The sequence below is a fragment of the Curtobacterium sp. MCBD17_013 genome, from assembly GCF_003234565.1.
Taxonomy (GTDB): Bacteria; Actinomycetota; Actinomycetes; order Actinomycetales; family Microbacteriaceae; genus Curtobacterium.
On the sequence record NZ_QKTU01000008.1, the window covers coordinates 18,830 to 40,644 of the forward strand.

General features: G+C 72.2%; 25 protein-coding genes. 10 read left to right on the plus strand and 15 right to left on the minus strand.

Features of this window, described 5'->3' with window-relative positions:
* Positions 1-134: 134 nt before the first annotated feature.
* Together DEI81_RS16405 and DEI81_RS09950 are read right to left on the minus strand one after the other, a co-directional pair.
* Positions 135-398 carry an FAD-dependent monooxygenase gene (locus tag DEI81_RS16405; protein ID WP_220035668.1) on the minus strand — a complete coding sequence of 88 codons (264 nt, stop codon included), beginning with the start codon at positions 396-398 and terminating at the stop codon, positions 135-137.
* Positions 353-949 carry an NAD(P)/FAD-dependent oxidoreductase gene (locus DEI81_RS09950; protein ID WP_220035669.1) on the minus strand — a complete coding sequence of 199 codons (597 nt, stop codon included), beginning with the start codon at positions 947-949 and terminating at the stop codon, positions 353-355. The genes DEI81_RS16405 and DEI81_RS09950 overlap by 46 nt, the downstream gene beginning before the upstream one ends.
* 27 nt (positions 950-976) lie before the next feature.
* Here DEI81_RS09950 and DEI81_RS16225 point away from each other — a divergent pair, with 27 nt between their 5' ends.
* Positions 977-1,273: a MarR family winged helix-turn-helix transcriptional regulator gene (locus DEI81_RS16225; RefSeq protein ID WP_181435386.1), complete on the plus strand. Its 297-nt coding sequence runs from the start codon at positions 977-979 to the stop codon at positions 1,271-1,273.
* A gap of 119 nt (positions 1,274-1,392) precedes the next feature.
* Positions 1,393-1,881: a universal stress protein gene (locus tag DEI81_RS09960; RefSeq protein ID WP_111010571.1), complete on the plus strand. Its 489-nt coding sequence runs from the start codon at positions 1,393-1,395 to the stop codon at positions 1,879-1,881.
* A 31-nt stretch (positions 1,882-1,912) separates the two neighbouring features.
* On the opposite strand, the gene DEI81_RS09965 is transcribed toward DEI81_RS09960, so the two are convergent.
* Positions 1,913-2,656 (minus strand): SDR family NAD(P)-dependent oxidoreductase, encoded by a 744-nt coding sequence (locus DEI81_RS09965; protein WP_258368620.1) that lies wholly within the window; start codon positions 2,654-2,656, stop codon positions 1,913-1,915.
* Positions 2,657-2,856: 200 nt separating this feature from the next.
* Here DEI81_RS09965 and DEI81_RS09970 point away from each other — a divergent pair, with 200 nt between their 5' ends.
* Together DEI81_RS09970 and DEI81_RS09975 are read left to right on the plus strand one after the other, a co-directional pair.
* A complete protein-coding gene (locus DEI81_RS09970; RefSeq protein WP_111010573.1) occupies positions 2,857-3,096 on the plus strand; it encodes a hypothetical protein in 240 nt (79 codons plus the stop codon).
* A gap of 98 nt (positions 3,097-3,194) precedes the next feature.
* Positions 3,195-4,379 carry a methionine synthase gene (locus tag DEI81_RS09975; protein ID WP_111010574.1) on the plus strand — a complete coding sequence of 395 codons (1,185 nt, stop codon included), beginning with the start codon at positions 3,195-3,197 and terminating at the stop codon, positions 4,377-4,379.
* Positions 4,380-4,437: 58 nt separating this feature from the next.
* Here the strand turns inward: DEI81_RS09975 and DEI81_RS09980 are convergent, their stop codons facing one another.
* Positions 4,438-4,617 carry a hypothetical protein gene (locus tag DEI81_RS09980; protein ID WP_146244071.1) on the minus strand — a complete coding sequence of 60 codons (180 nt, stop codon included), beginning with the start codon at positions 4,615-4,617 and terminating at the stop codon, positions 4,438-4,440.
* A 113-nt stretch (positions 4,618-4,730) separates the two neighbouring features.
* Between DEI81_RS09980 and DEI81_RS09985 the strand changes: the two genes are divergently transcribed.
* Positions 4,731-5,594: an oxidoreductase gene (locus DEI81_RS09985; RefSeq protein ID WP_111010576.1), complete on the plus strand. Its 864-nt coding sequence runs from the start codon at positions 4,731-4,733 to the stop codon at positions 5,592-5,594.
* Positions 5,595-5,687: 93 nt separating this feature from the next.
* Here the strand turns inward: DEI81_RS09985 and DEI81_RS09990 are convergent, their stop codons facing one another.
* The 7 genes from DEI81_RS09990 to DEI81_RS10025 all read right to left on the minus strand — a co-directional run bounded on the left by DEI81_RS09990 (position 5,688) and on the right by DEI81_RS10025 (position 14,668).
* Positions 5,688-6,617, minus strand: a complete 930-nt coding sequence (locus tag DEI81_RS09990; protein WP_181435377.1) for an aldo/keto reductase family oxidoreductase — start codon at positions 6,615-6,617, stop codon at positions 5,688-5,690.
* Between the two features lie 64 nt (positions 6,618-6,681).
* Entirely contained in the window at positions 6,682-9,204 is a 2,523-nt protein-coding gene (locus DEI81_RS09995; protein WP_111010577.1) for an ATP-binding protein, read from the minus strand.
* A gap of 11 nt (positions 9,205-9,215) precedes the next feature.
* Entirely contained in the window at positions 9,216-9,824 is a 609-nt protein-coding gene (gene kdpC, locus DEI81_RS10000) for a K(+)-transporting ATPase subunit C (RefSeq protein ID WP_111010578.1), read from the minus strand.
* 25 nt (positions 9,825-9,849) lie between these two features.
* Positions 9,850-11,991, minus strand: a complete 2,142-nt coding sequence (gene kdpB / locus DEI81_RS10005) for a potassium-transporting ATPase subunit KdpB (protein WP_111010579.1) — start codon at positions 11,989-11,991, stop codon at positions 9,850-9,852.
* Positions 11,988-13,673 carry a potassium-transporting ATPase subunit KdpA gene (gene kdpA, locus DEI81_RS10010; RefSeq protein WP_111010580.1) on the minus strand — a complete coding sequence of 562 codons (1,686 nt, stop codon included), beginning with the start codon at positions 13,671-13,673 and terminating at the stop codon, positions 11,988-11,990. The genes kdpB and kdpA overlap by 4 nt, the downstream gene beginning before the upstream one ends.
* Positions 13,673-13,762 (minus strand): potassium-transporting ATPase subunit F, encoded by a 90-nt coding sequence (locus tag DEI81_RS10015; RefSeq protein WP_111010581.1) that lies wholly within the window; start codon positions 13,760-13,762, stop codon positions 13,673-13,675. Before DEI81_RS10015 ends, kdpA begins: the two co-directional genes overlap by 1 nt.
* A 252-nt stretch (positions 13,763-14,014) precedes the next feature.
* Positions 14,015-14,668, minus strand: a complete 654-nt coding sequence (locus DEI81_RS10025; protein WP_181435378.1) for an Abi family protein — start codon at positions 14,666-14,668, stop codon at positions 14,015-14,017.
* A 239-nt stretch (positions 14,669-14,907) separates the two neighbouring features.
* Here DEI81_RS10025 and DEI81_RS10030 point away from each other — a divergent pair, with 239 nt between their 5' ends.
* Positions 14,908-16,380, plus strand: a complete 1,473-nt coding sequence (locus DEI81_RS10030; RefSeq protein ID WP_111010584.1) for an ATP-binding protein — start codon at positions 14,908-14,910, stop codon at positions 16,378-16,380.
* A complete protein-coding gene (locus DEI81_RS10035) occupies positions 16,377-17,063 on the plus strand; it encodes a response regulator (protein ID WP_111010585.1) in 687 nt (228 codons plus the stop codon). The genes DEI81_RS10030 and DEI81_RS10035 overlap by 4 nt, the downstream gene beginning before the upstream one ends.
* Here the strand turns inward: DEI81_RS10035 and DEI81_RS10040 are convergent.
* From DEI81_RS10040 to DEI81_RS10050, 3 genes are all read right to left on the minus strand, one after another.
* Positions 17,039-18,190: an acyltransferase gene (locus DEI81_RS10040; protein WP_111010586.1), complete on the minus strand. Its 1,152-nt coding sequence runs from the start codon at positions 18,188-18,190 to the stop codon at positions 17,039-17,041. The genes DEI81_RS10035 and DEI81_RS10040 overlap by 25 nt on opposite strands.
* Positions 18,191-18,274: 84 nt before the next feature.
* The gene (locus DEI81_RS10045; protein WP_111120041.1) at positions 18,275-18,628 is read right to left on the minus strand and encodes a hypothetical protein; all 354 of its coding nucleotides are present in this window, start codon (positions 18,626-18,628) and stop codon (positions 18,275-18,277) included.
* Between the two features lie 43 nt (positions 18,629-18,671).
* Positions 18,672-19,025, minus strand: a complete 354-nt coding sequence (locus tag DEI81_RS10050; protein ID WP_111010588.1) for a hypothetical protein — start codon at positions 19,023-19,025, stop codon at positions 18,672-18,674.
* Positions 19,026-19,137: 112 nt separating this feature from the next.
* Here DEI81_RS10050 and DEI81_RS10055 point away from each other — a divergent pair, with 112 nt between their 5' ends.
* Positions 19,138-19,617: a hypothetical protein gene (locus DEI81_RS10055; protein ID WP_111010589.1), complete on the plus strand. Its 480-nt coding sequence runs from the start codon at positions 19,138-19,140 to the stop codon at positions 19,615-19,617.
* Between the two features lie 8 nt (positions 19,618-19,625).
* The gene (locus DEI81_RS10060; RefSeq protein ID WP_181435379.1) at positions 19,626-19,928 is read left to right on the plus strand and encodes a transcriptional regulator; all 303 of its coding nucleotides are present in this window, start codon (positions 19,626-19,628) and stop codon (positions 19,926-19,928) included.
* On the opposite strand, the gene DEI81_RS10065 is transcribed toward DEI81_RS10060, so the two are convergent.
* Positions 19,925-20,539, minus strand: coding sequence for a TetR/AcrR family transcriptional regulator (locus tag DEI81_RS10065; protein WP_111010591.1), 615 nt, complete (start codon positions 20,537-20,539; stop codon positions 19,925-19,927). The genes DEI81_RS10060 and DEI81_RS10065 overlap by 4 nt on opposite strands.
* Before the next feature lie 144 nt (positions 20,540-20,683).
* Here DEI81_RS10065 and DEI81_RS10070 point away from each other — a divergent pair, with 144 nt between their 5' ends.
* Positions 20,684-21,757, plus strand: a complete 1,074-nt coding sequence (locus DEI81_RS10070; protein ID WP_181435385.1) for an alkene reductase — start codon at positions 20,684-20,686, stop codon at positions 21,755-21,757.
* Positions 21,758-21,815 lie beyond the last annotated feature (58 nt).

Consider the following 21,815-nt stretch of genomic DNA (forward strand, 5'->3'; position numbering starts at 1 on the left):
CCCACCTCGCGCTCGTTCCGGACCCTGTGGGGGTCACCGCGGGTCGAGGTCACCCCGGATGGCACCCGCTCCGGACGCCGGCACGGGGTGTCCCTCGCCTGGAGTGGCTGGCGGTCGGCGGCCAGTACGCCACGCTAGGGCGCGTCGACGACGAGCGGCTGCATCCACGACTCGTACACCGCGAGCGCGTCGTCGAGCGTCCGGGTCCCCGGGTCGGACAGCGATGCCGCCAGCACGTACCCGCTCGTGAGGGCGAGCGACGCGCCGCCACCGCCCATCGGCGTGACACACCACGCCGCGTCGCCGGCCAGGCAGACCCGGCCGCGATGCCACGTCGGCATGCGGATCTGCGTCAGCTGGTCGACGTCGACGTCGGAGGTGGCGAACCCGTCCAGCACGCGCCGCGCCTCCCAGCCGGCGTCGTCGTACCGGTCGCGGAGGTGGGCCATGACGGCGTCGCGGTCGAGTCCGGTGATGTCCTCGCCGCGGCCGTGCGCGAGGATCGCGCGCGTCGTGCCGTGGTTGTCGTGCCGTGGTTGTCGGGCCGGAGGTGGACCTGCCGCCCGCGCACCGCGTTGTACCAGCGCCAGCGCCAGCGGTCGCCGTCGGCGTCGGTGCGCGGGATCGTGCCGAACACCATCGTGACGCCGAGGTCGTCACGACGCACGTCGTCGAAGAGCAGGTCGCGCGTGGTGGACCGCACGCCCTCGGCGATCACGAGCAGGTCGGCGTCGAGGGTCCGGCCCGACCTGGTCGTCACCCGCACCCTGTCCGCCAGGTCGTCGACGTGCTCGATCTGTTCCGCGTGGTGGAACGTGACGTCGGCAGGCAGGGAGTCGAGCATGACGCGCGCGAAGTCACCGCGCAGGACCTCGAGTTCTGCCGTCGCGCCGTCGGTCCCGTCCGACGGCAGCGTCGCACGGACGCTCCCGTCCCCGCGGACGAGCACGGTGGCCGTCTCGGTCGTGAGATCGGCATGACCTCCGGCGCGACGACCGTGCTGCTCAACCGTCTCGAGGCCGCCGGGCACATCGTGGGGTCACGCGAGGGCAGCGACCGTCGACGCGTCACGCTGCGACCCGTCCGGGAGGCCCGGGAACAGGCCCGCGCGTTCCTCGCCTTCTCGGGTGCGCAGATCGCGGGGTGGCTCCGTGAGACGCCGGACCCCGAGCTGGCGACGGTCATCGCGTTCCTGGAACGGATGACCGCTGCGGCCCGGCAGGCCAACGCTCGTCTCGCTCGTGGCGCGCGCGGCGGTCAGAACACGGGGTAGCCGCGGTGATGGACGGCCTGCCTTCGACGCGTTGTACGCGGGCTACCACTGCTGGCGCGGTGATCGATCCGGGACTACGGTCCCTGGTCCGCGCTACGACGGGGCCGGAACCTGGTCACATGAGCGATCACGAACTTCAGCACACGGGTGACATCGTCGTCGGCGTCGACGGGTCGCCGCAGTCCAGGGAGGCCTTCCGCTACGCGGCGGACCTCGCGCGGTCCCTGCACACGAAGCTCGTCGCGGTCGGGACCTGGCAAACCCCCCAGGCCGGCTACGGAGCTGCTGTACTCACCGATTGGTCACCCGAGGAGGACGTCCGCGCGGTCCTCCATGACGCCTGCGCCGACGTGTTCCCGGACGGCCAGCCGAGCTGGTTCCGGACGAAGGTGGTGAACGGCCCCCCGGCGCGCTCGCTCATCGAGGCGAGCGAGGACGCGGTCATGCTCGTGGTCGGCAGCCGTGGTCACGGTGGCTTCGCCGGACTCCTGCTCGGTTCGGTCAGCTCGGCGTGCGCGGAGTACGCCACGTGCCCGGTGCTCGTCCATCACGACGGACCGCGCGGGCGTGCCCGAGGCGCGCGGACGGCGGACGTCCACCGCGCCTGACGGCGCTGTCCCGTGGGCCCCGCGGCGGCGGTCAGAACACGGTGTAGCCGCCGTCGATCGTCAGCACCGACCCGGTCACGAAGCTCGAGGCGTCGCTCGCCAGGAACACCATCGCCGGCCCCAGCTCGTCGGGCTCCCCGGCGCGCTGCTGCGGCGTGTCCTCGATCCAGTGGCGGTGGAACTCGGGGGCGTCGACCGGCGCCATGTCCGTCCGCATGTACCCGGGCGCGATGGCGTTCACGCGGACGTGCATCGGCGCCCACTCGGCAGCGAGGCTCCGCGTGAGGTGGTGGACGGCCGCCTTCGAGGCGTTGTAGGCGGGCTGCCACTGCGGGCGGTTGACGATCGCGCCCGACATCGATCCGACGTTGACGATCGATCCACCACCCCGCTCGATCATGTGCCGCCCGAAGACCTGGCTCGCGATCCAGAGCCCGTCGACGTTGACGCTCATGACCTCGTGCCACTCCTCGTCGGTCACGTCGAGGGCAGGCTTGTGGATGCAGGCGCCCGCGTTGTTGACGAGGACGTCGACCCGCCCGAACCGGTCGACCGCGGCGGCGAGGAGCCGCTCGACGTCATCGCGGCGGGTCACGTCCGCGAGGACGGTCAGGACGTCGGCACCGAGCGCGCCGAGTTCGGCCTCGACGGTCGCGGCAGCGTCCGCGTCCCGCCCGACGACCACGACGTTCGCCCCGGCCTCCGCGAGGGCCGTGGCGAAGGCCCTGCCGAGCCCGCGGGTCGAACCGGTGACGACGGCGGTCCGTCCGGTCATGTCGAAACGGTCCAGGACGGGCATGGCGTTCCTCTTCCTCGGGGAGTCGCTGGGTGGTGTGCACCCAGCGTGCTCCCTCGGTGGGACGGCGGTGCCGTCGGCCGCGCCTCCCGGACCACTGACCCGAGCTCGAGTGAACAGCGGGTGACGGCCCGGCGCGGCCCGGGCGCGGCGGGCCGTCCGAGGAGCATGTTCGGAACATGTCGATGATGGAACCCCTGACACCCGGCGGTGGCGATCCCGAGGGCGGTCTGCCCGGCGGCGACGGGCCCGAGGGCGGTCTGCCCGAGGGCGTCGACTTCGACGACGCGGACTTCGAGGACGAGGACCCCGCGGCCCCGAGCGTGTTCCGCACGCCGGTCGTGGGCCGCGGCCTCACCGAGGAGGAGCTGCAGGACGACCTCCGCGACGAGGAACGCGACGACCAGCTCGGGGACTGACACCGGCGAACCCGGTCGTCGGGCTGGCGCCGGCCCGCGGTGTTGCCCTCGGTGACGGTCGGTCGTCGGGGGTCCCGGGGGTGCGGCAGGATCGACGCATGACCAACCGCATCCTCACCACGCACACCGGGAGCCTGCCGCGTTCCCCCGAGCTCACCCGGTTGCTCGTGGCACGCGATCAGGGTCACGACATCGACGTCGACGCGCTCCGTGCGGAGACCGACCGCGTACTCGCACGCACCGTCGAACAGCAGCTCACCACGGGTCTCGACGTCGTCAACGACGGTGAGGTCCCCCGCGTCGGGTTCTCGACCTACATCCGCGACCGCATCGACGGGTTCGGCGGGGTCGGCCACCGCAAGCCCACGCTGGACTCGATCAAGTTCCCGGAGTACGCCGCCTTCCAGGCACGGCAGATCGACGAGGGCGCCGAGTTCGCCCGGGTCTGGGACACCCCGCTGGCGCAGGGACTGCTCCACTACGACGAGGAGCGTGCCGGGGTCCGGTCCGACCTCGACGCGTTCGAACGGGAGCTGGCGCGGAACGCCGAGGCCGGGCGTCGTCCCGCGGGCACGTTCGTGTCCGCCGCGACCCCGGGCATCGTCGCGACGACCCTGCTCCTCGACGAGGAGAACCCCCACTACGGCGACCACCGCGAGTACGTGTTCGCGCTCGCCGAGGAGCTCCGCGTCGAGTACGAGGAGATCGTGGCACGCGGGCACACGCTGCAGCTCGACGCCCCGGACCTCGCCATGGAGCGGGTCATCCACTTCGGCGACGCGACGCTCGACGAGTTCCTGGCCGCCGTCGACCTGCACGTCGAGGCGATCAACCGGGCACTGCGGAACATCCCGAAGGACCGCGTGCGACTCCACGTCTGTTGGGGCAACTGGCAGGGCCCGCACCAGGACGACGTCCCCGTCGACGAGCTGCTCGAGCACCTCTACCGGGCCGAGGTCGGGGCGTTCAGCATCCCGTTCGGGAACCCCGCCCACCAGCACGAACTCCCCGCCTTCCGGCAGCACCCGCTGCCCGACGGTGCCCTGCTCATCCCGGGCGTCATCGACGTCACGACCAACTACCTCGAGCACCCGCAGGTCGTGGCGAACCGGATCGTCGAGGCCGCCGAGGCCGTGGGCGACCCGGCACGCGTCATCGCGGGGACCGACTGCGGGCTCGCCACCTTCGCGAGCTACGAGTTCGTGGCGACCGACGTCGCGTGGGCCAAGCTCGGCGCACTCGTCGAGGGCGCGGCGATCGCCTCCCGGCGCCTGTTCGGCTGACGCTGCCGACCGGGGCGGTCAGGCCGCGGGCCTGCCGGTGACGCCCTCGGCGGGGCGGTCAGGCCGCCACGACGGCGTCGTGCCGCGGCTCGACCCAGACGACGGTGACCCCGACGCCGAGCACGTCGAGCGCGCGCCGCACGGCGTCATCACGGTCGCACGCACCGAGCACGGCCACCGCGACCTCGGTGCTGCCGGACTCGGTGTAGGCCACGGTCCAGAACGGTGTCGGAGCCACGTCGACCACCTCTTCCCTCTCGCCGATCGCTGCGTGTCGCTGTGCAGGGTGTTCGGAACGGGGGACCGGGGCGGTTGGGTGTCGGCCCAGGCGCCGGGAGTTCCATCGACGGCATGACGACGCTCCCCGGTGGAACCCTGACCCTCGCCGACGACCTCACCGTGACCCGCTTCGGCTACGGCGCGATGCAGCTCGCGGGACCCGGGGTGATGGGTCCGCCCGAGGACCGCCAGGGCGCCGAGGAGGTCCTCCGCGCCGTGATCGAGCTCGGCATCACCCACATCGACACGAGCGACTACTACGGCCCGTTCACGGTCAACGAGCTCATCCGCGAGACCCTGCACCCGTACCCCGAGGGACTGCACATCGTCACGAAGGTCGGCGCGCGGCGGACGGCCGACGGCGACTGGCCCTCGGCGCTCGGCCGCGAGGACCTGCGTGAGGCGATCGACGAGAACCTCGAGCACCTCGGCGTCGAGGCCATGGACGTCGTGAACCTCCGCGTCGGCGGGGCGTTCGGTGCCGAGGAGGGCTCGATCGCCGAGCCGTACGAAGCGCTCGTCGAACTCCAGCAGGAGGGCCGCATCCGGCACCTCGGCATCAGCAACGTGACGATGACGCAGTTCGAGGAGGCCCGGAGCATCGCCCCGTTCGTCACCGTGCAGAACCACTACAACCTCGCGCACCGCGACGACGACGCGCTCGTCGACCGCTGCGCGGAGCTCGGCATCGGGTTCACGCCGTTCTTCCCGCTCGGCGGCTTCAACCCGCTCCAGTCGGACACGCTGGGACGGGTGGCGGCGCGCCTGGGTGCGTCGCCCCTCCAGATCGCGCTCGCCTGGCTGCTGCAGCGCTCGCCGGTGATGCTGCTCATCCCGGGCACGAAGTCGGTGCAGCACCTGCACGAGAACGTCGAGGGCGCGGGCATCGCGTTGCCCGCGGACGCGCTCGAGGAGCTCGACGCCATCGGGCGCTGACGACCTCCGCGGACGTCGCACCGCGCGGTTCCGGTTGCACCGCGGGATCGCGCGGTGCAATGGGACGAACGCGGTGCGACGTCGAGCGCCCCGCTACGGGACCAGGTGCCCCGCGGCGGTGAACAGCCGATACCAGTCCGGCCGCGACAGCCGGACGTCCGACCCGGCGGCCGAGTCCCGCACACGCTGCGGGTTCGTCGTGCCGAGGACGACCTGCATCTGCGCCGGGTGGCGGGTGATCCAGGCCACGGCGATGCCGGTCGGGGTGCAGTCGTACGTGTCGGCGAGCTCGTCGATGACGTCGTTGAGCTCCCCGTACTGCTCGCGGTCGCCCAGGAACACGCCGTCGAAGAACCCCTTCTGGAACGGCGACCACGCCTGCAGGGTGATGTCGTTGAGGCGCGAGTAGTCGAGGATGCCGTTGTCACGGTCGACCGACTGCTCGAGCCCGGCCATGTTCGCGGCGACGCCCTGCGCGACGAGGTTCGCGTGCGTGATGCTCAGCTGCACCTGGTTGAACGCGAGCGGCTGCCGGACCGAGCGCTTGAGGAGCTCGACCTGACCGGGCGTGTGGTTCGAGACACCGAAGTGCTTCACCTTGCCCGCCGCGTGGAGCTCGTCGAACGCCGCGGCGACCTCGTCGGGCTCGACGAGTGCGTCGGGCCGGTGCAGGAGCAGGACGTCGATGTGATCGGTGTGCAGGGCCTCGAGCGAGCCGTCGACCGACTCGAGGATGTGCTCCTTCGAGAAGTCGAAGTACCCGTCGCGGATCCCGACCTTGGTCTGGATGACGATCTCGTCCCGCTCGGAGGACGAGAGTCCGAGCGCCTCGCCGAACCGGCGCTCGCAGTGGTGCATCGCGCCGCCGTACACGGCCGCGTGGTCGAACATCGTGATCCCGGCGTCCCGGGCGGTGCCGACGAGGGTGCGGATCTCCTCGTCGGACATGTCGGTGATCCGCATGAGTCCGAGCACGATGTCGGACGCGGTCAGGTCGGTCTGTGGCAACTCCAGTGTCTTCACGCTCCGATCTTCCTCCCTCGGCCCGCTTCGTGCGCCAGCGACCGGGAGGCGCGGTGCGGGCCCGTCACGTGCTCGTCGCCGTGCCGTGCGTGTGCGTGGTGACGGTTCCGACGCCGAGGTGTCCCGCGATGGGGAGCCGCACGACGACGGTCAGGCCGCCGCCCGGGGTGTCGTCCACCTCGACCGACCCGTCCATCGCCTCGATGAACCCGCGGGCGAGCGCCAGTCCGAGGCCGAGCCCCGTGTCGTTGTCCGTGTCCCCGAGTCGCTGGAACGGCATGAACACGTCGTCCCGACGCTCCGGTGGGATGCCCGGGCCCTGGTCCGCGATGCGCAGCTCGACCATGCCGGCGAAGGCGCTCGCCGCCACGCGGACGCGGGTCCCCGCGGGGGCGTAGCGCTCGGCGTTCGCGAGCAGGTTCACGACGACCCGCTGCAGCAGCACCGCGTCGGCACGGACCGGCGGGAGCTCGGCGGGCAGGTCGAGGTCGACGGCGCCCGGGCCGAGCTCGAGCTCGTCGAGCGCCGGAGCGACGACGGTGTCGACGCCGATCGGTGCGGTCGCCACGGCGAGCGCGCCCGCCTGGACCCGCGAGACGTCGAGCAGGTCCGCGAGCAGTGACCCGAGGGTCCGCAGGCTCTCGTCGGCGGTGGTGAGGAGGACCTCCCGGTCGTGGTCGGACAGGGTGACGTCCTGCGCGCGGAGACCTTGGATCGCGGCCGACGCGGCGGCCAGCGGCCGACGCACGTCGTGCCCGACGGCGGCGAGGATGGCGCTGCGCACCCGGTCCGCCGCCGCGATCCGCTCCGCCTCGCCCGCCGTCCGCGCCAGGGTGCGGTGGTCGAGCGCCACGTCGATCTGCCGCTCGACGACGCGGAGCAACCGCTGTCCGCCCGGGTCGGCGGAACCGTGGAACTCGACCGTGCCGCCGGACTGGAGGCGCGTGGTCGCGCTCGGCGCACCACGCACGGCGCCGGCCTCGGCGACGACGTCCTCACCCTGCCGGACGAGCACACCGTCGAACCCGAACGCCTCACGCGCTCGGTCGACGAGTGCCTGCAGGGCGTCGTCCCCGCGCAGGACGCTGCCGGCGATCCCGACCAGGAGCGCGGACTCGGCGGCGGCACGGCGGGCGGCGCGCGATCGTCGCGCGGACCGGTCCACGACCCAGCTCACCGCGACGGCGCTCGCCACGTAGAGGATGAGGGCCGCGAGGTGCCAGGGCCGCTGCACGGTCACCGTGTACAGGGGTTGCACGAAGAAGAAGTCGAGGGACAGCCCCGACAGCACCGCGGCGAACACGGCCGGCCACATCCCGCCGACGAGCGCGACGACGAGCACGAGCATCTGGTAGGCGAGCACCTCGACCGTGATCGCGTCGCGGTCGCCCACGGAGGACAGCACGAACGTCAGGAGCGGCCCGATCGCGAGGGCCAGGAGGAACGCGGCCACGACCCGGGAGCGCGACAGACTGCCGCCCAGTCGGGGGAGTGCGAGGCGGCCCCCGGCGGCGCTGTGCGTCACGATGTGGACGTCGATGTCACCGGACTCGCGCACGATGGTCGTGCCGATGCCCGGACCGGTCAGCGCGGCGAGCACCCGCGACCGACGGCTCACCCCGATCACGATCTGGGTCGCGTCGACGGATCGGGCGAACCGCACGAGCGTGGTCGGGACGTCGTCCCCGACGACCTGGTGGTAGGTGCCGCCGAGCTGCTCGACGAGTGCCCGCTGGCGACCGAGCGCACCCGGATGGCGCTCGCGGAGGCCGTCGCTCGTGGTGACGTGCACGGCGGCGAGCTCGCCGCCGGCGGACCGGGCGGCGATCCGTGCCCCGCGGCGGAGCAGGGTCTCGCCCTCGGGACCGCCGGTGAGTGCGACCAGGACGCGATCCCGGGCCTCCCACTTGTGCTGGATGCCGTGCTCGGCGCGGTACTTCTTCAGGGCGTCGTCGACCTCGTCGGCGAGCCAGAGGAGCGCGAGCTCGCGGAGCGCCGTCAGGTTCCCGAGCCGGAAGTAGTTGGACAGCGCGGCGTCGATCCGAGCCGCGGGGTAGACCAGCCCGTCGGAGAGCCGGTCTCGCAGGGCCTGGGGCGAGAGGTCGACGACCTCGATCTGGTCGGCGGCCCGGACGACCGCGTCGGGGACGGTCTCGCGCTGCACCGTGCCCGTGATCTCCTGCACGACGGTCGACAGCGACTGCATGTGCTGCACGTTCACCGTCGAGATCACGTCGATCCCGGCGGCGAGGATCGCCTCGACGTCCTGCCAGCGCTTGTCGTGCGGGCTGCCGGGGGCGTTGGTGTGGGCGAGTTCGTCGACGAGCGCGACGTCCGGGCGGCGGGCGAGCACGGCCTCCAGGTCCATGTCGTCGAGCCGGACGCCGCGGTGCAGGACGGTGCGCCGCGGGACCAGCTCGAGCCCCGCGACGAGGGCCGCGGTCGCCGCGCGGCCGTGGGTCTCCACCACGGCCACGACGACGTCACGGCCCTCGTCGCGGAGGCGGCGGCCCTCCTCGAGCATGGTGTAGGTCTTGCCGACGCCCGGGGCGGCGCCGAGCAGGACCCGGAGGCGTCCCCGCTGCATGCTCGTCGTCCTCAGCGCAGGTCGGCGAGCGCGAGGTTGAGCTCGAGCACGTCCACCGTCGGGTCACCGAGGAACCCGAGCTGGCGTCCGGCGGTGTGGTCCTCGACGAGCTGCCGGACCCGCGTCGTGGACAGGCCGCGGGCGTGGGCGACGCGGTCGACCTGCTCGAGCGCGGACGCCGGGCTGATGTCGGGGTCGAGGCCCGAGCCGGACGCGGTGACGGCGTCGGCCGGCACGGCGGAGACGGGCACGCCGTCGGCCTTCGCGATGGCGGCGCGGCGCTCCCGGACGGCCGTGACGAGGTCGGGGTTGTCCGGGCCGAGGTTCGAGCCGGAGGACGCGTTGGCGTCGTACCCGTTGCCGGCCGCCGAGGGGCGCGACCGGAACCAACGGTCGATCGTGGCGCCCTTCCGCGTCGTGAACGACTGGCCGATGCGCGACGAGCCGACGACGTGGCCGGACGAGTCCCGGACCATCGAGCCGTTCGCCTGGTGCGGGAACGCGACCTGCCCGACGCCCCAGACGGCGAGCGGGTACCCGACGCCGAGGACGATCGTGCTGAGGACGGTGAGACGGAGGGCGACGCCCGCCGTGCGGAGTGTGGTGCGTGTCGATGCCATGGTGTGGAACTCCTCGTTGCCGGGCTCAGAAGCCCGGGATGAGACCGACGATGAGGTCGATGATCTTGATGCCGATGAACGGCACGATGACGCCCCCGAGGCCGTAGACGAGCAGGTTCCGGCCGAGGATGCTCGACGCGGACGCCGCCCGGTACGTGACGCCGCGGAGCGACAGAGGGATGAGCGCGACGATGACGAGCGCGTTGAACACGACCGCGCTGAGGATCGCCGACGCCGGGCTGTGCAGGTGCATGACGTTGAGCACCGCCAGGCCGGGGAACGCCACCTGGAACATCGCGGGGATGATCGCGAAGTACTTCGCCACGTCGTTCGCGATCGAGAACGTGGTGAGCGCCCCGCGGGTGATGAGCAACTGCTTGCCGATCCGCACGACGTCGATGAGCTTGGTCGGGTCCGAGTCGAGGTCGACCATGTTGCCGGCCTCCTTGGCCGCGGTCGTGCCCGTGTTCATCGCGACGCCGACGTCGGCCTGGGCGAGCGCCGGGGCGTCGTTCGTGCCGTCACCGGTCATCGCGACGAGGTTGCCGCCCTCCTGCTCCTGCTTGATGAGCCGCAGCTTGTCCTCGGGCGTCGCCTCGGCGAGGAAGTCGTCGACGCCCGCCTCGGCCGCGATCGCGGCCGCCGTGCGCGGGTTGTCACCCGTGATCATGACGGTGCGGATGCCCATGGCGCGCATGTCCGCGAAGCGCTCGGCGATGCCGTCCTTGACGACGTCCTTGAGGTGGACGACGCCGAGGAGGGCCGTGGTGCCGTCGGCGCCCCGGCGCGCGACGACGAGCGGGGTCCCGCCCTGGTCCGAGATCTCCGCCACGGTGGCGTCGACCTGGGCGACGACGGCGCTGTCCGCCGTCCCGGCCCAGTCGAGCACCGCGGCGGCGGCACCCTTCCGGACCTGCGTGCCGTCGCGGAGGTCGACCCCGGACATGCGGGTCTGTGCAGTGAACGGGACCTCGACCGCGCCCGCGGGAGCGCCGGTCGGGGCGCCGGCCTGGGCGGCGAGCTCGACGATCGACCGGCCCTCCGGTGTCCCGTCGGCGGCCGACGAGAGCGCGGCGGCGGCCATGAGTTCGGCCTCCGTCACCGCGCCGACCGGGACGAACCGGGAGGCCCGGCGGTTGCCGTACGTGATCGTGCCGGTCTTGTCGAGGAGCAGTGTGGTGATGTCGCCGGCGGCCTCGACCGCGCGGCCCGACATCGCGAGCACGTTGTGCTGGACCAGCCGGTCCATGCCGGCGATGCCGATCGCGGAGAGCAGCGCACCGATCGTCGTCGGGATGAGGCAGACGAGCAGGGCGATGAGCACCGTGACGCTGACGGTCGACCCGACGAGGCCGGCGAGTGGCTGGAGCGTGAGGCAGACGATGACGAAGATGATCGACAGCGACGCGAGCAGGATGTTGAGCGCGATCTCGTTCGGGGTCTTCTGCCGTGCCGCGCCCTCGACGAGCCGGATCATCCGGTCGATGAACGTCTCGCCCGGCGTCGACGTGATCCGCACGACGATCCGGTCGGACAGCACGCGCGTGCCGCCCGTGACGGCCGATCGGTCGCCGCCGGACTCGCGGATGACGGGGGCGGACTCGCCCGTGACGGCCGATTCGTCGACCGAGGCGATGCCGTCGATGACGTCGCCGTCGCCCGGGATCACGTCGTTCGCCTCGACGAGCACGACGTCGCCCTTGGCCAGGTCGACGCTGGCGACCTCCTCGGTCTGTGCCCGGTGGGCAGCGGGGTCCCCGGCTCGGTCGTACGCGACGACACGGCGGGCCGTCGTCGTGCTGCGGGTCTTCCGGAGCGCGTCGGCCTGCGCCTTGCCGCGCCCCTCGGCCACGGACTCGGCGAGGTTCGCGAACACGACCGTGAGCCAGAGCCAGATCGCGATCGCCCAGGTGAAGGACGCGGGGACGGCCGCGGCGCCCGTTGCCGACTCGTGCGAGAGGGGGTCGACGATCGCGGTGACCGTCGTCAGTGCGGCGCCGACCTCGACGATGAACATGACGGGGTTCCCCCACATCATGCGGGGGTCGAGCTTGCGGACGGCGCCCGGGAGGCCGGCGGCGAGCTGCCGGGGGCCGAACGCGGCGTTCCGCCGGGTGGGGTGGTCGGACACGGTCGTGTCCTCGGTGTCGGGAGCGATGGTGCTCATCGGACGAGTCCTTCTGCGAGGGGGCCCAGTGCGAGGACCGGGAAGTAGGTCAGGGCGGTGACGATCACGGCGACACCGGCGAGCAGGACGATGAACAGCGGGCGGTGCGTCGGCAGCGTCCCGGAGGTGGCGGGCACGTGGTCCTGCTGGGCGAGGGACCCGGCGAGCGCGAGCACGAGCACGATCGGGACGAACCGGCCCAGGGCCATCGCGACCGCGAGGGCCGAGTTCATCCACGTCGTGTTCGCGGTGATGCCGCCGAACGCGGACCCGTTGTTGTTCGCGGCGCTCGTGAACGCGTAGAGCAGCTCGGAGAACCCGTGGTTGCCCGGGTTGGAGATCGAGGTGTGCTCGACCTGCTGGGCGACGCCGGGGATCACGAGGGAGAGTCCCGCACCGAGCAGGACGATCGCCGGTGTGACGAGCACGTACAGGGACGCGAACGTCATCTCGCGGGCACGGATCTTCTTGCCGAGGTACTCGGGCGTGCGGCCGACGAGCAGGCCGGCGATGAACACCGTGATGACGGCGAGGACGAGCATGCCGTACAGGCCGGACCCGGTCCCACCCGGCGCGATCTCGCCGAGCATCATGTTGATCATCGCCATCATGCCGCCGAGCGGGGTCTGGCTGTCGATCATGCCGTCCACGGCGCCGGTGGACGTGATGGTCGAGGAGGTGTTGAAGATCGTCGTCCCGATGACGCCGAACCGGACCTCCTTGCCCTCCATCGCGGCACCCGCGAGGTGGGCCGCGGTGCCGCCGCCGGCGAGCTCGAGTGACGACATCGCCGAGAGCGAGACGAGGAAGATGACGCTCATCGTGGCGAGGATGGCGTACCCCTGGCGGCGGTCGCCGACCATCGTGCCGAACGTGCGCGGCAGGCTGAACGGGATCGCCAGCAGCAGGAACACCTCGAGGAGGTTCGTCCACGGCTGCGGGTTCTCGAACGGGTGGGCGGAGTTCGCGTTGAAGAACCCGCCGCCGTTCGTGCCGAACTCCTTGATGGCCTCCTGCGACGCCGCGGGGCCACCCGCGATCGTCTGCGTGCCGCCCGCGAGCGTGTGGACGGTGGTCGGGTCGAGGAAGTTCTGCACCGCACCGCCCGCGATGAGGACGATCGCGAACACGAAGGACACCGGCAGCAGCAGACGCCACACCGTGCGGACCGTGTCCACCCAGAAGTTGCCGAGGGTCCCGGTACGTCGCCGGGCGAACCCGCGGACGAGCGCCGCGGCGACCGCCATGCCGACCGCGGCCGACAGGAAGTTCTGCACGGCCAGGCCGGCCATCTGAACCGTGTAGCCCATCGTGAGCTCGGGGGAGTACGACTGCCAGTTCGTGTTCGTCACGAACGAGACCGCCGTGTCGAACGCCAGGCTCGGCGTGACCGCGGGGAGTCCGAGGCTCGCGGGGAGCACGGCCTGCAGACGCTCGAGCGTGTAGATGGCGAACACGCCGACCACGCTGAACAGCAGGACGCTCCGCAGGTACGCGGGCCACGACTGCTCCGCGTCGGGGTCGACCCCGATGAGCCGGTAGACGCCGCGCTCGACCCGCATGTGCTTCGTGGGGGTGTAGATGCGGGCCATGTGGTCGCCGAGCGGGCGGTGGACGACGACGAGGAGCAGCACGAGTGCCGCGACGGACGCGATGCCCGCCCAGGTCTCCGCGGCGCTCATCAGAACTGCTCCGGGCGGACGAGCGCCCACACGAGGTAGCCGATGGCGGCGATGCCGAGCACGGCCGCGGCGATGGTGATGACGATCACAGGCGCTCCACCCCCTTGCCGATGAGCGCGATCACGCCGAACAGCGCGACCGTGCCGAGGACGACGAACACGTCGAACACGAGGACCAACTCCTGGTTGTCAGCTGGCCGAGGCCGGAGCCGGGGCCGCACCCGATCCGGATGCCGGAAGCGATCGTGCGCCCGGCGCGGAGTCCGGCCGGGCGTCCTCACGGATCCCTAACGCCCCCGGAGCGAAGCCGTACGGACCACTAACACCTGCCCCCGGCGCGCGTCACGGGCGCTCGCGCAGGAGGCGCGCGACCTCACTGCGCGCGGCAAGGTCGCGCGCGGCCTCCTCGGACAGCCGGCGCACCTGCCCGACGAGCCGACGGCGTTGGGTCTCCGCGCCCTGCATGATGCACTCGTGATGGGCGACCCGGTTCCGGAACCGCCGGAGGGCGTCGAGCGCGTCGCGCACGTCATCGCGGTGGGTTCCCGGTCCGTACACACGGTGCAGGTACGGTCGCCAGACTCCCCGTTCCAGACGGTCCGTGGGCATCAGTGCCCAGAATCCGAACGGCAGCTCGGCGATGATCTTGCCGGGGAGCACGGTGCTTCCGTCTGCTGGTCGCGCCCGTGCGGTCGCCTCGGCCACCCTTCGGCGCGCGATGGCGTTGGCGTCTCGGATCCCACCGGTGTGTCGATCTGGACGCGCCTGGACCGGGAACAGCTGACGGAGCGTCCGGCGGTCCGTCCAGTAGTCGTCGCCATCGAGGACCGCGTCGCAGAGCGCGCGGTCGAAGGCGTTCCGCAGACCGACCTCGAGATGCGCGAGGTCGTGGAGGAAAGCAGACGCCAACCGTGCGTTCCATCCGTACAGCGCACGAGCGCGTCGGGCATCGTGGCCCGCGGCTCGGAGGTACGGTTCGAGCCTCGGTTCACTCACCCAGCCTCGGAACCAGGCATCGTCCGGATCAGGCATGGAATGTGGTATGTTCCTCTCGAAAGCCCTCGATGACCTCTGCTGCATGTCGCCTGGGCCACGGAAGGAAGCTCCGGTATTCCGCCTCGGCGGACCCGGAGCTTCTGCCGTCTCTGGGTCGTCGTCGCCCGTGTCCCCTTTCTGATACGTAGTATATCGTGCGGTGACAGGCGGTGCACGCAGCCAGACGGCAGGATGAGTGCATGGAGCGTCGACGACCCGAGGCCGATCGCGCGGTCCACCCCGACTCCTCGGTGCTCCGCCGCACCGTGCGGTTCGCGACCGGGCGGACCGGCAGCCTCAGCCGGTCCCGCGTGCTCGGTGCCGTCGCGTTGGTGGTCGTCGTCGGACCGTCGCTCACCGGGCTGCTCGTCGCGATCGGGGCCCGCGGGGACATCACGGTCGAGGCGTTGGCGTACCAGCTCCTCGTGCTCGTCGCCGCGCTCATCGGCGGCGCATGGCCGGCGGTGCTCGCCGCGGTGCTGTCGGGACTGTCGCTCGACTACTTCTTCGTCGCTCCCGTCCACCGCATCACGGTCCAGCCGCCGTCGCACCTCGCGGGCCTCGTCCTGTACGTGGTGAGCGCCGTGCTCGTCAGCGTGGTCGTGGACCGCTCGGCGCGGCACTCCCGCACCGCCCGCCGTGCCGCTGGGGAGTCCGCCCTCCTCACGGGCATCGCGGGGAGCGTGCTCCGCGGCGACGACGCCCTCGCGGCGCTCGTGGACCGCACCCGCGAGGCGTTCGGGTTCGACAGCGTGCTCGTCCGGCAGGACGACGACGTGGCGGGGTCGTCCGGGACGGTCCGCGGCACGCCGGACGCGACCCGGAGCCTCCCGGGCGGCGGCGTGGTGGAGTTCCGGGGTGGCGCGGTCGGACCGGGCGAGCGCCGCCTCCTGACCGTCGTCGAGCAGCAGATCGACGCCGCGCTCGAGCACCGCGTGCTCGCCCGTGCCGCGGTCGACGCGGAGCGGATCGCGGCGGCCGACCGGGTCCGGAGCGCCCTGCTCGCCGCGGTCGGGCACGACGTGCGCCGCCCGATGGCCGCGGCCACGGCCGCGATCGGCGGGCTCCGCGCGGCCGACGTCGCGCTGACGGCCACCGACCGGGAGGAACTGCTCGCCACCGCCGACGAGAGCCTGCGGTCCCTCGCGGCGCTGCTGGCCGACCTGCTCGACGTGAGCCGCGTGCAGGCCGGCGTGCTCGCGGTCACGCCGCAGACGGTCGCGCTCGAGGACGTCGTCGCCCCCGCGCTCGACGAGCTCGAACTCGGCCCGACGGACGTCGACCTCGACCTGCCCGTCGACCTCCCGCCCGTCCGTGCCGACCCGGTCCTGCTGCAACGGGTCGTCGTCAACCTGCTCGCGAACGCGCAGCGCTTCTCGCCGGACGGCGTGCGGGTCCGCGTGGCCGCGACCGCCTCCGGCACGGTCGTCGAGCTGCGCGTCGCGGACTCGGGTCCGGGCATCCCGGCGTCGCGCCGTGAGGACGTGTTCCTGCCGTTCCAGCGGCTCGGGGACACGGACAACACGACCGGGCTGGGCCTCGGCCTCGCGCTCGCCCGCGGGTTCACCGAGGGCATGGGCGGCACCATCCGCGTCGACGACACTCCGGGTGGCGGGCTCACGGTCGTCGTTCGCCTGCCGATCGCCGGCACGGGGCAGGATGGACCGCAGTGAAGATCCTCATCGCCGACGACGACGCCCAGCTCGTCCGGGCACTCTCCGTCACCCTCGGTGCGCGCGGCTACGAGATCGTGACCGCACGCGACGGTCGGGCCGCACTCGACGCGGTCATCACGCAGCGCCCGGACCTCGTGCTCCTCGACCTCGGCATGCCGCGGCTCGACGGCCTCGGGGTGCTCGAGGCGCTCCGGGCGTGGACCCAGGTGCCCGTGCTCGTGCTGTCCGGACGCACGGACTCCGCCGACAAGGTGGACTCCCTCGACGCGGGCGCGGACGACTACGTGACGAAGCCGTTCCAGATGGACGAGCTCCTGGCCCGCCTCCGGGCGCTCGGCCGTCGACGAGCGTCGGCCGAGGAGGTCCCGACCGTCCGGATCGGCGACCTCGTGGTCGACCTCGCCGCCAAGCAGGTCACGCGGGCCGAGGGATCCGGCACACCCGTGCGGCTCACCCCGACGGAGTGGCGGCTGCTCGAGGTCCTCCTCGCGCACCCGGATCGACTCATGACCCGCGAGATGCTCCTCACCGAGGTGTGGGGTCCGTCGCACGGGGGCGACAGCGGGTACCTGCGGCTGTACATGGCGCAGCTGCGGAAGAAGCTCGAGCCGGATCCGGCGAGCCCGCGGTACCTCGTCACCGAGGCGGGGATGGGCTACCGGTTCTCACCGACGGGCTGAGCACGGGCCTCCCGGGTGCGACGCACCATCGGGCGCCCCGTCAGCGGCAGGCTGAGCGGCGTCCACCGGAACACCTCGGTCGTGACGACCGCACCGATCACGACGAGGACGTACGCGATCGGCACGCGCAGGGCGGCGGGGTTCGACGGTGCCGTGATGCCGAGCGCGAGCAGGATCGTGATCATCGCCGGATGGCTGAGGAAGATCCCGAACGACCGGTCCGACGCCCACGCGAGCGTCCGGTCGTCCCACGAACCCGGGCGGCGGTGGTCCGCCCACCAGGCGCCGACGCTCAGCAGGGCGAGTGTCGCGACCGTGCTCCACACGAGCTGCACGGGCTGCATCTCGTCCGAGGCGTCGCTGAGGTCGAGGCCGATGTGACGGTTCAGCGCGTAGACGGCGAGGGCGAGCACGGCGGTGGCGGTGAGTGCGACCGCGAGGACGACCCGGTGCCTGCGCACCCACCTCAGCACCGCGTCGGCATGCGCGCCGGCGACGACGCCGCCCACGACGAAGAACAGGTAGCTCGTGAACACACTCGTCAGGGAGCCGTGCGTCCAGGCGACGGTCGCGGGCTCGTACCGCGCGACCCAGAACACCGCGCCCTGGACGAGGAACGCGACCGAGAGGAACAGCAGGTGGGCCTCGGGGAACCGCCGCACGGCCCAGATGAACGCCGGGATCACGAGGTACACCTGCATGGTCACGAGCAGGAAGTACAGCTGCTCCGCCGCGTCGCCCCGCAGGAGCGCCTGCCCCCAGTCGACGAGCCGGGCGATCGGGTCCCCGAGCGAGTCCGAGATCGTCGCGTTCAGGAACACGTACACGCCCGACCAGACGACGTACGGCAGCCCGACGAGCAGGAACCGCCGCGGCCAGAACCGGCGGAGCGGCCGCGGCCGACGGAGCTGCCCGTAGGTGAGCACGAACGCGGTCAGCCAGAAGAACGCCCCACGCGTGAAGTGGAGCAGGGTGAGCAGCGCGTCCGTGACGACGCCGAACCCGCCGATGTAGTTGACGGTGTGGACGGCGATGACGCACGCGAACGTGAGGAGCCGGAGCACGTCGATCTCGTACAGGTGCGAGCGCGGCGTGGTCTGCGCTGCGGCGAGTTCGGGCTCCGACATCCGGGGCACGCTAGGCGCGGGAGCTATGCAGGACGTCCATCGGCCGCCACGATGACCGACCGCGCCAGAGGTCCGACCTCGGGGTCACGCCCCGCGTACGCCGCCCCGCAGCAACAGCAGCGCGAGGAGGGACAGCAGGAGCGCGACGACGAGCGCCACCTCCGGGTGGCCGATGAGCGCGAGCACGGCGACCGTCAGCACACCGACGACGCCCACCGCCGCGAGGCCCACCTGGCGCGCGATCCGGCCCGTGGGCTGGTCGCGGTCGGGGGACCGTGGGCCGAGCGGCCGGTCGTCCCGCCGGTCCGTCAGGAACCCGACCACGGCGGCCGCGATGAGCAGTGGTGATGCGACGAGTGGGGACCACGACGGCGAGCCGGCGAGGACGAGGAGGCCGTCGACCACGAGGACGACGAGGAATGCGACACTCCGGATCACCAGGGCCCGGTGCGAACGTCCGCCCGTGCGTGCCACGGTGTGACTACCGAGGGCCGGTCGTGTTGTCGCCGGCGCCGTTGTCCGACGCCTGGAACGGCAGGTGGATGTCACCCGCCTCGGGCTCGACGTCGCCGACGTCGTCCGCGCCGCCGGTCCCCGGCGCCGTCACGACCTTCGACGGGTCGATGCCGTCCTCCGCCAGGTCGGCGTCGTCGCGCTGGAGGTCCTGCGCGGCCTCCGTTTCGGCGTCGCTCGAGGGGCTGTACGCCGTGTCCTTCACGCGGTGGGCGTGGTCGCCGATGCCGTGCTCCTGCCGTCCGGTCGACGCATCGGCCGCCTTCTGCAGCGGGCCGTGTTCGTCGCCGGCCCCCGTCTCGCGTGGTCCCAGGTCCGTCATGCCCGTCCCTTCCGTCTGGAGGCCCGACGCTAGTCCGCCGTGACGGTGGCGTCCGCAGGCCGCCGTACCCGTGCCTCTTGCTTTCCGTGTTGGAAACAGTATTGTTGCCAACATGGAAAACATCGACGAAAACCGGGCCTTCGGGCCGATCGACCCGCTCGCTGCCCGCGAAGCCGTCCGTGCCGCACGCGCCCGGATGACCGACCGGCTGCGCTCACCGTGGTGGTTCCACGCGCTGCACGGCCTCGGCATCGCCCTCACCGTCTACGGCGTGCGGAGCCGATCCGCGTGGGACCTCCTCCCGCTCGGCATCGGACTCGTCCTGTCCATCGGCCTGGCCCGACGCCGCACGGGCGTGGTCGGGTTCTCGCGGGCGAACCCGGACCGGTGGCAGTTCCTCCGCGCGGGCGCTCCCTGGTCCGTCATCGCCCTGGTCGTCGCCGTCGCCGCGCTCACGGCCTCGGTCGTCGTGCGCTCGTGGACCGTGCCCGAGGGCATCGTGGTGGCGACGGTCGTCGGGCTCGTGTCCGCCCTGACCGGTCCGCTCGCGGACGCGGCCGCACGGCGGTACCTCGGGCGCCGCGACGCGTGACGGCACCGATGGAACCGACGTTCGACGCGACGATCCACGCGCCGCAGCGCCTCCAGATCTGCGCGCTGCTGGCACGCGGTGGCGAGGTCGAGTTCGCGACGTTGCGGGACGCACTCGACGTCTCGGACGCGACGCTGAGCAAGCACCTCCGGGTGCTCACCGATGCCGGTTACGTGGTGCTCCGCCGGGTCCAGCGCGACCGAGGCCACGCCCGCACCTGGGCCGGCCTGACGCGCGACGGTCGCCATGCGCTCGATGCGCACTTCGCGTACCTCAGCGCACTCGCCCCGGACGCAGGCGACCTGGGCTAGACCACGCGCCAGTCGCGGACCAGCACGCCGAGCGCGCGGTCGAACGCCGCCTGCATGTCCATCTGCGGGCGGAGCAGGAACTGCATCCACAGCCCTTCCCAGAGCCCGAGGATGAGCTCGGCGGCGTGGTCCGCCTGCAGGTCGTGGGGCAAGCGCCCCATCGCGATGTCGTGTTCGACCGCGGTCAGGATGGTCTGGTGGAACGCCTCGTAGCGCGTCTGCAGGTAGGGAGCGCTCGGGTGCGTCGGGTCCATCGCCTCCGCGAGCACCATGACGAGCAACCGTGCCATCACGGGGTCGTCGAGGTTCTCCTCGACCAGGCGACGCATGAACTCGAGCACGCCGTGGTCCCGTCCGACGTCCAGGAGGTGCGCGGTCCGGAGGGTCTGCCAGTGGTGCAGGGTGGCCATGACGAGCCCCGGCCACGTGGGGAAGTGCTCGCCGACCTGCTCCAGGGTCATCCCGGCCTCGTCCGCGACGTCCCGCAACGTCGTGCGGCGGTAGGACTGGCGGGACAGCACCCGCAGGGCCGCCTCGACGATGCCGATGCGGACGTCCACGGCCGCGAGCGTCTGGGTGGCCGACTCGGTGGTGTCGGTCGTCGTTTCCATCAGGGTGGTCCTCCTGCGGTGGGCGTCGCGTCATGGGTGGTGCGCGGTCCTTCCATGCAAGCGGTGGCGGGAGCCTGTGGAAAGCGCCCGTTCTGGGGGTCAAGTTGCGGAATGGAACAACCCGGATCGCGGTTCGGGCCTCGTGTGAACCTCTTCGACCCCGCCCAGTTCGGCGACCTCCAGCTCCGCAACCGCATCGTCATGGCCCCGCTCACGCGCACCCGCGCCGGGGTCGACGGCGTCCCGAACGACCTGCTCGTCGAGCACTACGCGCAGCGCGCCGGGCTCGGCATGATCGTCACCGAGGGGACCTGGCCGGTGCAGGAATCCCGCTCGTACCCCGGCCAGCCGGGCATCGAGACGGACGAGCAGGTCGCCGGGTGGGCCCGGGTCGCCGACGCGGTGCACGCCGCCGGGGGCACGATCGTGATGCAGCTCATGCACGGCGGCCGCGTCTCCCACACCGACATCTCGCTGACGCCGCGCATCGTCGGCCCGAGCGCCCTCGCGGCGCCGGGTGAGGCACACACGCCGCTCGGCAAGGCCGAGTACCCGGTGCCGCACGCCCTCACCACCGACGAGGTGCACGTGGTCGTCGAGCAGTTCGTCGCCGCAGCCCGCAACGCGATCCGCGCCGGGCTCGACGGCGTCGAGGTCCACGGCGCGAACGGGTACCTGGTGCACCAGTTCCTCTCGCCCGCGTCGAACGAGCGCACGGACGAGTACGGCGGGACGCCGGAGAACCGGGCGCGCCTCGCGGTCGAGGTGACCGCCGCGGTGGCCGCTGCCGTCGGTGCCGGCCGGACGGGCATCCGCCTCTCCCCGGAGCACAACATCCAGGGTGCGCTCGAGACCGACCGCGACGACCTCGTCGCGACGTACACGGCCGTGGCCGAGGGACTCGCCCCGCTCGGGCTCGCGTTCGTCGACGTGCTCCACGCCGAGCCCGCCGGTGACTTCGTGCAGGGGATCCGGCGCACCATCGGCGCGCCGTTCATCGCGAACAGCGGGTTCAGCGCGCCGACCACCCGGACCGAGGCGATCGGTCTCGTCGAGGCTGGTCTCGCCGACGCCGTCGGGGTCGGGCGCGCCGCCATCGCGAACCCCGACCTCGCCACCCGTTGGGAGCGCGACGCCGAGGAGAACACCCCGAACCCGGCGACCTTCTACGGCACGACGGCCGAGGGGTACACGGACTACCCGGCGCTCAGCGCCTGATCGCACGACCCGACGCCCTCCGACCGCGCACGGACGTGGCACCGCATCGCGTCCGGAA

Excerpts from the sequence above, each read along its gene's own strand:
- DEI81_RS16225 (WP_181435386.1), top strand. The coding sequence starts at position 977 with ATGACCTCCGGCGCGACGACCGTGCTGCTCAACCGTCTCGAGGCCGCC.
- DEI81_RS09960 (WP_111010571.1), top strand. The coding sequence starts at position 1,393 with ATGAGCGATCACGAACTTCAGCACACGGGTGACATCGTCGTCGGCGTC.
- DEI81_RS09965 (WP_258368620.1), bottom strand. The coding sequence starts at position 2,656 with ATGACCGGACGGACCGCCGTCGTCACCGGTTCGACCCGCGGGCTCGGC.
- DEI81_RS09970 (WP_111010573.1), top strand. The coding sequence starts at position 2,857 with ATGTCGATGATGGAACCCCTGACACCCGGCGGTGGCGATCCCGAGGGC.
- DEI81_RS09975 (WP_111010574.1), top strand. The coding sequence starts at position 3,195 with ATGACCAACCGCATCCTCACCACGCACACCGGGAGCCTGCCGCGTTCC.
- DEI81_RS09985 (WP_111010576.1), top strand. The coding sequence starts at position 4,731 with ATGACGACGCTCCCCGGTGGAACCCTGACCCTCGCCGACGACCTCACC.
- DEI81_RS09995 (WP_111010577.1), bottom strand. The coding sequence starts at position 9,204 with ATGCAGCGGGGACGCCTCCGGGTCCTGCTCGGCGCCGCCCCGGGCGTC.
- kdpC (WP_111010578.1), bottom strand. The coding sequence starts at position 9,824 with ATGGCATCGACACGCACCACACTCCGCACGGCGGGCGTCGCCCTCCGT.
- kdpB (WP_111010579.1), bottom strand. The coding sequence starts at position 11,991 with ATGAGCACCATCGCTCCCGACACCGAGGACACGACCGTGTCCGACCAC.
- kdpA (WP_111010580.1), bottom strand. The coding sequence starts at position 13,673 with ATGAGCGCCGCGGAGACCTGGGCGGGCATCGCGTCCGTCGCGGCACTC.
- DEI81_RS10030 (WP_111010584.1), top strand. The coding sequence starts at position 14,908 with ATGGAGCGTCGACGACCCGAGGCCGATCGCGCGGTCCACCCCGACTCC.
- DEI81_RS10040 (WP_111010586.1), bottom strand. The coding sequence starts at position 18,190 with ATGTCGGAGCCCGAACTCGCCGCAGCGCAGACCACGCCGCGCTCGCAC.
- DEI81_RS10050 (WP_111010588.1), bottom strand. The coding sequence starts at position 19,025 with ATGACGGACCTGGGACCACGCGAGACGGGGGCCGGCGACGAACACGGC.
- DEI81_RS10055 (WP_111010589.1), top strand. The coding sequence starts at position 19,138 with ATGGAAAACATCGACGAAAACCGGGCCTTCGGGCCGATCGACCCGCTC.
- DEI81_RS10060 (WP_181435379.1), top strand. The coding sequence starts at position 19,626 with ATGGAACCGACGTTCGACGCGACGATCCACGCGCCGCAGCGCCTCCAG.
- DEI81_RS10065 (WP_111010591.1), bottom strand. The coding sequence starts at position 20,539 with ATGGAAACGACGACCGACACCACCGAGTCGGCCACCCAGACGCTCGCG.